General features: G+C 51.3%; 14 protein-coding genes and 1 pseudogene. 11 read left to right on the top strand and 4 right to left on the bottom strand.

What is annotated here, in order from left to right; genetic code table 11:
• Window positions 1–102: 102 nt before the first annotated feature.
• From B9P82_RS04495 to B9P82_RS04485, 3 genes are all read left to right on the top strand, one after another.
• Complete coding sequence (locus B9P82_RS04495) at window positions 103–342, top strand: DUF4222 domain-containing protein (RefSeq protein ID WP_101700001.1); 240 nt, start codon at window positions 103–105, stop codon at window positions 340–342.
• Window positions 343–351: 9 nt separating this feature from the next.
• Window positions 352–624 carry a hypothetical protein gene (locus tag B9P82_RS04490; RefSeq protein ID WP_101700000.1) on the top strand — a complete coding sequence of 91 codons (273 nt, stop codon included), beginning with the start codon at window positions 352–354 and terminating at the stop codon, window positions 622–624.
• A gap of 105 nt (window positions 625–729) precedes the next feature.
• Window positions 730–966, top strand: a complete 237-nt coding sequence (locus tag B9P82_RS04485; RefSeq protein WP_032936075.1) for a hypothetical protein — start codon at window positions 730–732, stop codon at window positions 964–966.
• Here B9P82_RS04485 and B9P82_RS04480 read toward each other — a convergent pair.
• Complete coding sequence (locus tag B9P82_RS04480; protein WP_101699999.1) at window positions 924–2,132, bottom strand: tyrosine-type recombinase/integrase; 1,209 nt, start codon at window positions 2,130–2,132, stop codon at window positions 924–926. The two genes, B9P82_RS04485 and B9P82_RS04480, sit on opposite strands and share 43 nt — an antisense overlap.
• Window positions 2,133–2,588: 456 nt before the next feature.
• Between B9P82_RS04480 and yniD the strand changes: the two genes are divergently transcribed.
• The gene (yniD, locus tag B9P82_RS04470; protein ID WP_003030590.1) at window positions 2,589–2,696 is read left to right on the top strand and encodes a small membrane protein YniD; all 108 of its coding nucleotides are present in this window, start codon (window positions 2,589–2,591) and stop codon (window positions 2,694–2,696) included.
• Window positions 2,697–2,863: 167 nt separating this feature from the next.
• Here yniD and B9P82_RS04465 read toward each other — a convergent pair whose 3' ends face one another.
• Window positions 2,864–3,622, bottom strand: a complete 759-nt coding sequence (locus tag B9P82_RS04465; protein ID WP_016152863.1) for a DUF481 domain-containing protein — start codon at window positions 3,620–3,622, stop codon at window positions 2,864–2,866.
• A gap of 287 nt (window positions 3,623–3,909) precedes the next feature.
• Between B9P82_RS04465 and pfkB the strand changes: the two genes are divergently transcribed.
• Entirely contained in the window at window positions 3,910–4,839 is a 930-nt protein-coding gene (gene pfkB, locus B9P82_RS04460; protein WP_047500833.1) for a 6-phosphofructokinase II, read from the top strand.
• A gap of 269 nt (window positions 4,840–5,108) precedes the next feature.
• A complete protein-coding gene (locus B9P82_RS04455; RefSeq protein ID WP_016152861.1) occupies window positions 5,109–5,969 on the top strand; it encodes a fructosamine kinase family protein in 861 nt (286 codons plus the stop codon).
• A 64-nt stretch (window positions 5,970–6,033) separates the two neighbouring features.
• Here the strand turns inward: B9P82_RS04455 and B9P82_RS04450 are convergent, their stop codons facing one another.
• Complete coding sequence (locus tag B9P82_RS04450) at window positions 6,034–6,570, bottom strand: YniB family protein (RefSeq protein ID WP_019076635.1); 537 nt, start codon at window positions 6,568–6,570, stop codon at window positions 6,034–6,036.
• 168 nt (window positions 6,571–6,738) lie between these two features.
• Here B9P82_RS04450 and hxpB point away from each other — a divergent pair, with 168 nt between their 5' ends.
• The 4 genes and pseudogenes from hxpB to tcyP all read left to right on the top strand — a co-directional run bounded on the left by hxpB (window position 6,739) and on the right by tcyP (window position 9,770).
• Window positions 6,739–7,407, top strand: coding sequence for a hexitol phosphatase HxpB (gene hxpB, locus B9P82_RS04445; protein ID WP_101699998.1), 669 nt, complete (start codon window positions 6,739–6,741; stop codon window positions 7,405–7,407).
• A 30-nt stretch (window positions 7,408–7,437) separates the two neighbouring features.
• Window positions 7,438–7,560: pseudogene (locus tag B9P82_RS04440) on the top strand (SDR family oxidoreductase); the annotation flags it as partial.
• 83 nt (window positions 7,561–7,643) lie between these two features.
• Window positions 7,644–8,243, top strand: coding sequence for a metal-dependent hydrolase (locus tag B9P82_RS04435; RefSeq protein ID WP_087050648.1), 600 nt, complete (start codon window positions 7,644–7,646; stop codon window positions 8,241–8,243).
• 135 nt (window positions 8,244–8,378) lie between these two features.
• A complete protein-coding gene (tcyP, locus tag B9P82_RS04430) occupies window positions 8,379–9,770 on the top strand; it encodes a cystine/sulfocysteine:cation symporter (protein WP_019078417.1) in 1,392 nt (463 codons plus the stop codon).
• A 67-nt stretch (window positions 9,771–9,837) separates the two neighbouring features.
• Here tcyP and cedA read toward each other — a convergent pair whose 3' ends face one another.
• Window positions 9,838–10,083 carry a cell division activator CedA gene (gene cedA, locus B9P82_RS04425; RefSeq protein WP_369707928.1) on the bottom strand — a complete coding sequence of 82 codons (246 nt, stop codon included), beginning with the start codon at window positions 10,081–10,083 and terminating at the stop codon, window positions 9,838–9,840.
• Between the two features lie 209 nt (window positions 10,084–10,292).
• Between cedA and katE the strand changes: the two genes are divergently transcribed.
• The gene (gene katE, locus B9P82_RS04420; RefSeq protein ID WP_101699997.1) at window positions 10,293–12,551 is read left to right on the top strand and encodes a catalase HPII; all 2,259 of its coding nucleotides are present in this window, start codon (window positions 10,293–10,295) and stop codon (window positions 12,549–12,551) included.
• The last annotated feature ends 32 nt before the right edge of the window (window positions 12,552–12,583 follow it).

The raw sequence follows: 12,583 nt of genomic DNA, 5'->3' as shown, positions 1-12,583 counted from the left end.
CATTTATATGGGAACACGCAAAGCCATCACCGAGACAGAAAAGGAAAGCGAGAGAGGTTGCAGCATACCGAGAGGAATTAAAGCGCAATCAGGAGTCAGCCAATGTTCCAGCTAATTCAACGGGGTCAGATATACGCTGACAATGCCGGGTGGCCGGTAATAATTCATTCCGTCACATCACAGATAGTCCGCTACTGGCGACAGGGCCGGATCAACACCGCATCAATAGACCGCTTTAATAACGATTTCGAGCACCTCGACCCACACGAGGCGGCACAGATACGCGCCGAACTTGAAACAGCAGAACACTTAAAACGCCTCCGCGCTATGCGTGCGGCATGAGGAGAGATTATGCGTATTGAAGAATTACCGAAATTACCAAAGCTGTTCCGGGTCATTGAGGTTGATCTGGATGTTCTGCGCAACGGCATCGGCTCAGGATTGGGTGTGATTTTCGACCAAGACGCCGTCGTAAAACGCAAAGTTCGCCGCGTGATGCACAGCGGTGGCTGGAAATGGCAAATAGCTCGCGAATGGCCTGATCAAGAGTTGTGGGATTACTGCCTCGAACAGGACAGAGAATGCCTAGAGCATCTCAACTATGACCTTGGCCTGATGCAATGACGCAACTGATAGCCAGTTATGAGCTGGCTATTGGGTGCGAAAGCACTGCAACGTCATCCCTTTTGCCCTCCGCTGTGAGGGCATTCTTTTTGCCTGGAGAAAAGCATGCAAACAACAATCAGCATTCAACCGGTTCTGGTTAACCGTGAGCGCGTTCAGGAGATGCTTGGTGGTATCTCCAGAACCACGTTCTATCGTAAGCGCAAACAGTGGGAGGAATCTGGCACACCATTCCCGCAGGAAGTGGAAGAAATTCACCCTCCGAAAGGTGGCGCTCTCTTCCGCTACGTAGAGGTTATTCAGTTCTGTAAAGATAAAGGGCTATTGGCTGCACACGCCTGAATCTTCTCGGCCCACAATTCCGCTGCCGCCTGCTGCTCGGGGATGTAATCATACTGGTCATAAACAGCCAGCATCCCCGTTAGCTTATGCCCGAGTATCTTCTCTGATACGTGAGGCGCAACGCCAAGCTCAGCCATCTTTGTTTTGCACGTTCTGCGCAGGTCGTGCAGAGACCAGTGTTCCCCACCCATAACCTCTTCCACCTGCCCCGCGATGGAAATCAATGTACTGGCTGACATAGGCCTGTCCACCTGTAGTTTTGCCGGTGGAAACACGATTGTCTGATCGGGGTACACATCAAAAACCTTCTGCAGATAATCGGCTGCCAGTTGAGAAATCCCTCGTACAAAGCGCTTACGCGTTTTCGAGTTTTCTTTCGGTATAACCCATTCCCTCGCCTTCAGGTCAAAGTCACCCTTCCTTGCTAATCTCAATTCAACGCCTCGGCAGCCGGTAAGCGCCACAATGCGGATCAGCATTTTGTTTTGCCATGACATCTTGGTTTTATCGATAGCATTCCAGAACACGCCTATCTCATCATCATTCAGAAATCTTTCCCCGTCATCCGGGCGGCTACCGACATCATTAATTTCGAGTAACATTAGCGAATTTGAAGTTATACGTTTTCGGCGCAGCGCATAGCGGATCACCTGCTTCATCTTCACCAGAACATTACCAGCCTGAACCGGCGAGCCACCTTTCGTTATGCGCAGGAATATCTGCTCCCACTCAACGGGGCTCATCTCATCTGCTATCAGTCGGCCGTAATTGTCGGTAACGTGAAGCTTCAGCATCCGCTTCCAGTATTCGTACTTCACCATCTCTTTCACTGATGGTGTTTCAAGCCACTCATCAACGAGGGTGCTGATGCTCGGAGAACTGGATACGATGTCTCTGGCTTTCTTCCGCTGCATTGCCGGGTCACGTCCCTCTTCCAGCCAGCCCTTGCATTCCTCCATCGCGTCACGGGCTTCTTTGATCGACATCTTGCCGTAGGTGCCAAGTTTTAGCCGGGCCGGTTTCCCGTTGAAGCGATAGCGGTACTGAAAGGTGATTAGTCCCTTTGGGCTGATCCTGGCAGAAAGCCCACCACCGTCAGCTATCTCCTCTGGTCCATCATATGGCTTGCCAGCTATACGTCTGAGCTTGGTATCGTTGAGAGGCATGCTTGTCCCTGTTCAGCTTTGTCGGAATTGGTACACGATTTGGTACACAGATTCTACGACACGAACGCGGACAAGATGAACTAAATTGAAACGGGTAAATTGAATAAAGTTAGGAGTGGTGCGGAATTTATGAAACAGGTAGGAACAGACAGGAATGAGGTGAAATTCTGGATGGTACTTACACGTAAGATCACATACAAAGATTCAATATTTAAAATCATCAAAAAGGTGTGGGCTGATTCCCGCTTCACTCTGCGAAATATGTCACTGGTCGCCTTAATGGCTACACTGGACCTACACCCGCTTTTTGATAACACCGTTTGACAGTGTACACGGCATTACGAGCCGATCAAAGCAACAATCAACGCGTACTCTATGATGTAAATCAATTCACTGACACCCTGACGTTTTTGTTACACTTGTATAAAGTTATCTAACCTGAGCAGGAAAAGGACAATGCCAACAAATCGCTTTGCGAAGAAACACTGGAAGATGGTTGTGATACTGCTCGTTATTTGTGCGGCAATGCTGATGCTACGTTGGGCTGCGATGATCTGGGGTTAAAATACTGGTACACGCAGTTCCGGTTCCGTTGTATTTATCAATTAAATCGAATTCGTCTGAAAATAGCGCGTTATTGATAAGTATTAAAAATAAAACACAGATTTAATATTAAATAAATTTAACGTTAATTGAGAAAAGCCGGGCCAATTATTTGACCCGGCTTGTCATTACATACGATAGCCGAGTGACACAGTAGTACGACGATCGGTATGCTCCGGCGCTGTTGCCGGTGGTTCAGAGTTCCAGGTAACGTTGTAAGCCACCTTTAACCCAAAGTGTTCGTTGATAGCAACGTTCAAGGCCGTTTCAGAATTGAGCGTTGTATCGTCAGCACCAAATACCGACACACCTTGCGTAAACTTAGTATTATCCGTCATCTGCCACGCATAGGCCCCGGACGCATAGCCCAGCGGCTGTGTTTCGGTGGTGCCATCCGTGTGCTCGTCATAGCGCACACCAGGACCGAATTCAAAACGGAAGCTGTGCACTGGTCCGTTGAGGAACTGACGACCATAACCTGCGGTCAGCACGTCACGCTCGCGATAGCCGTTGTAACGGTCGGTCAGCCAGCTTGCCTGCCCAAAGAGATAATCATAGTCGGTCATGTTGTAACGACTACGGCCACCTACGGCATATTTCTCTGATGAACGCTCATCATTTGAGGAGGTATTGCTGGCATTTCCCCACAAAGACCACGCCGTAGTTTGACCGTACCAGGTCATGGTGGTGTCTGCAGTTAAAGAAGAACTTTTTGTGTTGCCTGACTGGGCGAGATATCCCGCGTTCAGGTTACCTTCAAAGGGTTTTTTCGCGCTGGAAGGGTCATCCATGACAGTAAAAACGGAATCATCGGCGGCAGCCTGCATTGACGCAAGCAGGCCACCCGTCAGCAGTAACGCTGCGGGCACTGTCTTCAAAAGCTTCATTTATTAAGAGTCCGTACAACAAAAAAAGAGACCATAACGGTCTCGGAAACTTTCATATGGATCAATGACAAAAGACCCTTGAAAGGTAACAAATTATAAAAAGACTCGAATAACATAGCAATAAATTCTTATTTCATTTTTTGAATAAGAGCGTTCCTAAACCGTTTTTTTATTTATATATCTTTAACGCGAATATTTTAAATAAAGATATGAAAAATCATGTTGTTAATTACTTCACTTTCGGGGGGTTAAGTGCCAGACTGAGGACAGCCTAACAGGAGGTAAAGATGGTACGTATCTATACGTTAACACTTGCGCCCTCTCTCGATAGCGCAACAATCACGCCGCAAATCTACCCGGAAGGTAAGCTTCGCTGTACCTCGCCGGTTTTTGAACCCGGCGGCGGCGGCATCAACGTCGCTCGCGCAATTGCCCATCTTGGCGGCACCGCTACGGCCATCTTCCCTGCGGGTGGCGCCACCGGAGAGCATCTTGTTACTTTGCTCGCCGACGAAAATGTTCCCGTATCCACCGTCGAAGCTAAAGACTGGACCCGACAAAATCTCCATGTGCACGTTGAGTCCAGCGGTGAACAGTATCGCTTCGTCATGCCAGGCGCTGCGCTCACCGATGATGAGTTCTACCAACTTCAGGATCAGGTGCTGGAAATTGAGTCTGGCGCACTGCTGGTTATTAGCGGCAGTTTGCCGCCTGGCGTACAGCTTGAGAAGCTGACCCGGCTCATTACCACAGCACAAAAACAAGGGATTCGCTGTATCGTCGATAGTTCTGGCGAAGCGCTGGCGGCAGCATTAACCATCGGCAATATCGAACTGGTCAAACCCAACCTCAAAGAACTGAGCGCGCTGGTGAATCGCGAACTCACGCAGCCCGATGATGTGCGCAACGCCGCGCAGGAAATCGTGCAAAGCGGAAAAGCGCATCGCGTAGTGGTCTCGCTTGGACCACAAGGAGCGCTGGGCGTTGATCGTGAAACCTGTGTCCAGGTGGTTCCGCCACCGGTGAAGAGTCAAAGTACCGTAGGTGCGGGCGACAGTATGGTCGGGGCCATGACGCTTAAACTGGCGGAGAGCGCACCTTTTGCAGATATTGTTCGTTACGGTGTCGCCGCAGGTAGCGCCGCCACCCTGAATCAGGGTACGCGTCTGTGCGCTTTAGACGATACGCAAAAAATATACGCGTATCTGGCTCAGTAATGACGGCTTCCCCTTGTCTAGATACAAGGGGATTTCCCCGTAAAACTGTCGGCATGGGTGTTATACGTCTATGATAAAAAATCACATGATTACAAAGAAGTGAATCATGTGCGACCGGGCGTCTTCACAACGATGCGAGGTGAAGAAGAACGACACACATTAAGTGCCTTTCCAGCGATGACGCGTCCGTGGTGTGCGTCAGTTCGTGTTTTTTAACCGCATTCTTGCGCTAACCTTATGATCTGGCAGACAACATGGGGAGAGACATCATGTGGCAGGCTATCAGTCGTCTTTTAAGCGAGCAATTAGGTGAAGGCGAAATCGAACTGCGTAACGAACTGCCCGGCGGAGAGATCCACGCCGCATGGCATTTACGCTATGCGGGGCGCGATTTTTTCGTCAAATGCGATGAAAGAGAGCTGTTAACCGGCTTTACGGCGGAAGCCGATCAGCTGGAGCTACTTTCTCGCAGTCAAACCGTATCTGTACCGAAAGTCTGGGCGGTAGGCGCAGACAGAGATTACAGCTTTCTGGTGATGGATTTCCTCCCTCCCCGTCCGCTTGATGCGCACAACGCGTTTATCCTCGGCCAACAGTTGGCGCATTTGCATGAATGGAGCGATCAGCCGCAGTTTGGGCTCGACTTCGATAATGCGCTCTCTACCACGCCGCAGCCCAACACCTGGCAACGTCGCTGGTCAACCTTTTTTGCCGAGCAGCGTATTGGCTGGCAGCTGGAGCTCGCCGCTGAAAAAGGCATTGCGTTTGGCAATATCGACGCCATCGTCGAGCATGTTCAGCAGCGTCTCTCTTCTCATCAGCCGCAGCCGTCTCTTCTGCATGGTGATTTGTGGTCCGGGAACTGCGCCCTCGGCCCGAACGGCCCGTACATCTTTGACCCTGCCTGCTACTGGGGGGACAGAGAGTGTGACCTGGCAATGCTGCCGTTACATACCGATCAGCCGCCGCAACTCTATGACGGTTATCAGTCTGTTTCTCCGCTACCATTGGATTTTCTCGACAGACAGCCTGTCTACCAGCTCTATACGCTGCTGAATAGGGCTATTCTGTTCGGGGGACAGCATCTGGTCGTGGCGCAGAAAGCGCTGGACAGGTTACTGGCGGCTTAGCAAAGTCGCACGTTGCTTATCTGGCCTGGCGTTTCACAACGCGTCAGGCCTGATAGTGCAGCAGTTACAAAAAACCCAGTAATGAAAAGAAGAAGTAGCCAATCACGATAACGATCACCGGCAAAATATAGAGCGGGAAAATTTGTAAAAAGATCGTATGGTGCGGTACCACAATACGCGACTCAAGTTGCTCGCGTGATAACCCTTCACTGCCCTTTGCCTGTTCCAGAATCAACTGGTCCTCAACGCCCTCGCGTAAATAACGCGCCTGACGGCTCATTCTGGCGCCTGAATCCTGCAACGCCAGACCGATAAAAATCAGAATGAAAATCAGCCAAAAAACGAGATTCAGTCCACTTTGAAAATCGGGCGTCGGCGAGTTATACCAAAACACGTTAAGAAAAGGTGTGTTCACGCGCATCATGTCGATCATCACGTGTGCAAAATCGAGCATGACCGCGTTAATCCCTTCCTGCTTTTCGCTGTGCGCATACATAAACTTCAGTACTGAAACCAGGGTTGAAATCAGCGCGGGAATGAAAATCACCCATCCCACCAGCCTTTTCAAGATGGCAATGCGTCCAGCTTGTTGATACGTCATGAGTTCCCCTTGATTAAGACGTGTCATTTTGGCCTAAGTTTACCCGTTGATTATCGTTTTCGCCTGATCTTTAAAGGCGGTATACTGCTGAATTAGCCATAATGAACGCTCAGAGCCCGTCCAGGCTGGCTCTTAATCCCTTTTATCACCCGTAAAGGAGAGGTTGTGATGTCAACCCCGCGTCAAATTCTTGCTGCAATTTTCGATATGGATGGATTACTGGTCGATTCTGAACCGCTTTGGGATCAGGCCGAACTGGATGTGATAGCAAGTTTAGGCGTTGATATCTCCCGCCGCCATGAACTTCCCGATACACTTGGCTTACGCATCGACATGGTGGTTGATTTGTGGTTTGCACAGCAACCGTGGAACGGTCCCTCACGTCAGGAAGTTACCGAGCGCATCATTACCCGGGCAATTGCGTTAGTTGAAGAAACAAAACCACTGCTGCCGGGCGTGCGTGAGGCCGTGGAATTGTGTAAATCTCAGGGGTTGAAAGTAGGACTGGCATCCGCCTCGCCGCTGCATATGCTGGAAAAAGTGCTAACCATGTTTGATCTGCGCAGCAGCTTCGATGCACTGGCTTCTGCGGAAAAACTGCCCTACAGCAAACCGCACCCGCAAGTTTATCTCGATTGCGCGGCGAAACTGGGCATTGACCCTTTAAACTGCGTAGCACTGGAAGACTCGGTGAACGGCATGATTGCTTCGAAAGCCGCCCGTATGCGTTCCATCGTGGTACCTGCGCATGAAAATCAGGACGATCCTCGCTTCGTTCTGGCCGACGTCAAACTGGCCTCGCTCACCGAACTCACTGCCGCTCACCTGCGCGGCTAATCCTGCGACGGGCAATGATCGCATTGCCCGCCTGCCGGACGCTGGGGCACGCCTGATGATCTGAAAGGCCCGGTCGTGTTCCTCGCAAGTGCTGCCTCGGACTATATACATGGCTATACGCTGGTCGTGGATGGCGGTTGGCTGGCGCGGTAAAGGCGCACTTGTGACAAAGGGTTACAACGTCACCTCTTCCGCCTACTGTATAAAACCCCTATACTGTATGAATCGACAGTTTATTGGGTTTTATCATGACGGCGGAAGGTCACCTTCTTTTTTCTATTGCCTGTGCGGTATTTGCCAAGAATGCCGAGCTAACGCCCGTTCTTGCGCAGGGTGACTGGTGGCATATTGTTCCTTCAGCCATTTTAACGTGCCTGCTGCCGGATATCGATCATCCCAAATCCCTGCTGGGACAGCGTCTGAAGTGGATATCAAAGCCCATTGCCCGGGCATTTGGTCATCGCGGGTTTACGCATAGCCTGCTGGCGGTTTTTGCTCTGCTGGCCACGTTTTACCTGAAAGTCCCTGATACCTGGATAATTCCAGCGGATGCCTTACAAGGTATGGTTCTCGGTTATCTCAGCCACATTCTGGCCGACATGTTGACCCCGGCGGGCGTCCCCCTGCTTTGGCCCTGCCGCTGGCGTTTTCGTCTGCCTATCCTCGTGCCGCAAAAAGGCAACCAACTGGAGCGGTTTCTGTGCATGGCGCTGTTCGCGTGGGCAATCTGGATGCCGCAGACCGTACAAGAGAACAGTGCGGTGCGCTGGTCATCACAAATGATAAATACGCTGCAAATGCAGTTTAATCGTTTTATAACGCACCAGGTTGACTAATAAATCAGCCAAAAAGTTATTTTTGGCATAAACAATTCCATTTGAATATAAGAGGCAAGTCACAGTTCTGCTAATCTTGCGCCAACAGAATCACCGTCACACGGTGATACGCATAATAAGATCAGGAGAACGGGGATGAACTATCCATTAATCGCGAACATTATCGTGTTCGTAGTGCTGCTGTTCGTGCTGGCGCAAGCCCGTCACAAGCAGTGGAGTCTGGCAAAAAAAGTACTGGTCGGTCTGGTCATGGGTGTGGTGTTTGGCCTCGCCCTGCACACCATTTATGGTTCCGACAGCCAGGTTCTTAAAGATTCCGTACAGTGGTTCAACATTGTCGGCAACGGTTACGTCCAACTGCTGCAGATGATTGTCATGCCGCTGGTGTTTGCGTCTATTCTCAGCGCCGTTGCGCGTCTGCACAACGCCTCTCAGTTAGGTAAAATCAGCTTCCTGACCATCGGTACGCTGCTGTTTACTACGCTGATTGCCGCGCTGGTAGGGGTTCTGGTGACCAACCTGTTCGGCCTGACCGCAGAAGGTCTGGTGCAAGGTGGGGCCGAAACCGCTCGTCTGAACGCGATTGAAACCAACTATGTTGGCAAAGTAGCTGACCTCAGCGTTCCACAGCTGGTGTTGTCGTTTATCCCGAAAAACCCGTTTGCCGATCTGACCGGAGCTAACCCGACGTCAATTATCAGCGTGGTTATCTTCGCTGCATTCCTCGGTGTTGCCGCACTGAAGCTGCTGAAAGATGATGCGCCGAAAGGCGAGCGTGTGCTGGTTGCTATCGATACCCTGCAAAGCTGGGTGATGAAGCTGGTTCGTTTGGTGATGCAGTTGACACCATACGGTGTTCTGGCGCTGATGACCAAAGTGGTTGCGGGCTCCAACCTGCAGGACATCATCAAGCTGGGTAGCTTCGTCGTGGCCTCTTATCTCGGTCTGGGCATTATGTTCGTGGTACACGGGATCCTGTTGGGTGTTAACGGCGTTAGTCCGCTGAAATACTTCCGCAAGGTGTGGCCGGTGCTGACTTTCGCCTTCACCAGCCGTTCCAGCGCAGCCTCAATTCCGCTGAACGTTGAAGCGCAAACCCGTCGTCTGGGCGTGCCTGAATCCATCGCCTCTTTTGCCGCCTCCTTTGGCGCCACCATTGGCCAGAACGGTTGTGCAGGGCTGTACCCGGCAATGCTGGCAGTAATGGTCGCCCCGACCGTCGGGATCAACCCGCTGGACCCGATGTGGATTGCGACGCTGGTCGGTATCGTCACCGTCAGTTCAGCAGGGGTTGCGGGTGTGGGTGGCGGTGCAACGTTTGCCGCGCTGATCGTCCTGCCAGCTATGGGTCTGCCGGTAACGCTGGTTGCGCTGCTGATTTCCGTTGAGCCGCTGATCGATATGGGCCGTACCGCGCTGAACGTGAGCGGTTCTATGACAGCCGGTACGCTGACCAGCCAATGGCTGAAACAGACCGATAAAACAATTCTGGACAGCGACGATAACGCCGAACTGGCGCATCGCTAAGTCTGTTAGATCTGAAAAACAAAAAAAAACGCCGGAGTGTCATGCTCCGGCGGTTTTTTTATATCCATTAATCGCTCAGTTCATTTTCCTGGCGAACCTGATTAGCCCAGCGTTGCGCTGATTCCGGGACCGTAAATGCAGGTGAACGCTGAAACGCCTCCCCTATTAAGACAAAAGCGACATATTTTCCGCGCAGTATCCATACGTCACGAAACGCATCCATTTTAACTGCATGCTCTGGTGGGGCTGGCTCCACGCGAGGAACATAGCTAATTACCGGACGATTTTGTTGGCGAAGAGGTTTCATAATCAGTTGCTTCACTAAAGACTAATTCTAAAAATCAGAAAACGGCTATCTTAGCCGATTTTGCCTCCTGACGTCCTGCCTTGCGTGCGCTGTTTGCCTGGTTCATCGCGCTTTACGCCCTCGGTCAGTTCCTGCACCACTGAGCAAGTGGTCTATAGTTAAAGCTTTTGACGGCAACAACGACCTTTAAGCGATGAAAACAGGAGACGAGTTTAATGTCACAGAATGATAAGCACCCACTCCATCATTCAGCGCCGGTTCATGATGCCAGCGAATCTCAGCCAGGACTTGACTCACTGGCACCAGCAGACGGTTCACATCGGCCAACACCTGAACCCACACCACCTGGCATGCAGCCCACCACGTCCGGCAGCTTAAAAGCGCCTGACACCAAAAGTGACAAACTCAACGCGCTGGATAGTTTTCGTAAAGGCAGCGAAGATTTTGCTCTGACAACCAATCAGGGAGTGCGCATCGCGGACGATCAAAACTCTCTGCGCGCAGGAAACCGTGGGCCAACTCTGCTGGAAGACTTTATCCTGCGGGAAAAAATCACCCATTTTGATCACGAACGCATCCCGGAGCGGATCGTACATGCCCGAGGTTCGGCCGCTCATGGTTACTTTCAGCCCTATGCCAGTCTCAGCGCGACAACGAAAGCGGACTTTCTGAGTGATGAAAATAAAATCACCCCGGTTTTTGTCCGTTTCTCTACGGTTCAGGGCGGCGCAGGCTCAGCGGATACAGTCAGAGATATTCGAGGATTTGCGACCAAATTTTATACTGAGGAGGGCATTTTCGATCTGGTGGGAAACAACACACCAGTCTTCTTCATTCAGGATGCCCATAAATTCCCGGATTTCGTCCATGCGGTAAAACCGGAGCCGCATTGGGCTATCCCACAGGGTCAAAGCGCCCACGATACCTTTTGGGATTATGTCTCGTTACAGCCAGAAACGTTGCACAACGTTATATGGGCGATGTCCGACCGGGGTATTCCACGCAGCTATCGCACGATGGAAGGCTTTGGCATTCACACGTTCCGGTTGATAAATGCGCAAGGGAAAGCCACCTTTGTCCGTTTTCACTGGAAACCGCTGGCGGGCAAAGCTTCGCTGGTATGGGATGAAGCGCAAAAACTTACCGGTCGTGATCCCGACTTTCATCGCCGCGATCTGTGGGAAGCTATCGAAGCAGGCGATTATCCGGAATACGAACTGGGGCTGCAGCTCATTCCTGAAGAAGACGAATTCAAGTTCGATTTTGACCTGCTCGACCCGACCAAGCTGATCCCGGAAGAGCTGGTTCCGGTGCAACGCGTTGGTAAAATGGTGCTGAACCGTAATCCGGATAATTTCTTCGCCGAAAATGAACAAGTCGCTTTTCATCCCGGACACATCGTCCCTGGTATCGATTTTACCAACGATCCCTTGCTGCAAGGCCGCTTGTTTTCGTATACCGATACCCAAATCAGCCGCCTGGGCGGGCCCAACTTCCATGAAATCCCGATTAATCGCCCGACCTGCCCGTACCATAATTTCCAGCGTGACGGCATGCATCGTATGGACATCGATACCAACCCTGCCAACTATGAACCAAATTCCATCAATGATAACTGGCCGCGTGAAACGCCGCCGGGGCCAAAACGCGGTGGATTTGAGTCGTATCAGGAACGGATTGAAGGAAACAAAATCCGCGAACGTAGCCCCTCTTTTGGCGAATACTATGCGCACCCTCGCCTGTTCTGGCTAAGTCAGACGCCAATTGAACAGCAGCATATTATCGGCGGATTCAGCTTCGAACTCAGCAAAGTTACGCGCCCTTATATTCGGGAAAGAGTGGTTGAACAGTTAGCCCATATTGATACAGCCCTCGCCGAGGCGGTTGCCGATAATCTCGGTTTTGAGCTAACCGAGGAACAGGCCAAAATCGCCCCACCGGCTAACGTCAATGGTTTGAAAAGTGCGCCGTCACTCAGTTTATATGCGGGTGCGCAAGGTGAGATTAAGGGCCGCGTGGTCGCCATTCTACTTAATGACCAGGTGAAATCGGGCGACCTGCTTGCCATCATGCAAGCCTTACAGGCCAAAGGCGTTCACGCCAAACTGCTCTATTCCCGAATGGGTAATGTGGTTGCCGATGATGGTTCCGTCCTGACAATCGCCGGTACCTTTGCGGGTTCACCATCGCTGACCGTCGATGCGGTTATCGTTCCGTGTGGCAATATCGCAGATATCGCTAGTAACGGTGATGCCCGATATTACTTACTCGAAGCGTATAAGCACTTAAAACCTATCGCACTGGCTGGCGATGCGCGTCAGTTTAAAGCAACGTTGAATATCAAAAATGAAGGAGAAGAAGGCGTGGTGGAGGCAGACAGTGCAGACACACAGTTTATGGATACCCTGCTGACGCTAATGACTGCGCACCGCGTCTGGTCACGCGCCGGAAAAATCGACACGATCCCTGCCTAAAAAAATGCGGCGCATTATGCGCCGCAAACTCA

Source organism: Citrobacter sp. L55, assembly GCF_002850715.1.
GTDB classification, from domain to species: Bacteria; Pseudomonadota; Gammaproteobacteria; order Enterobacterales; family Enterobacteriaceae; genus Citrobacter; species Citrobacter braakii.
This window is presented reverse-complemented; position numbering and strand designations above follow the sequence as displayed.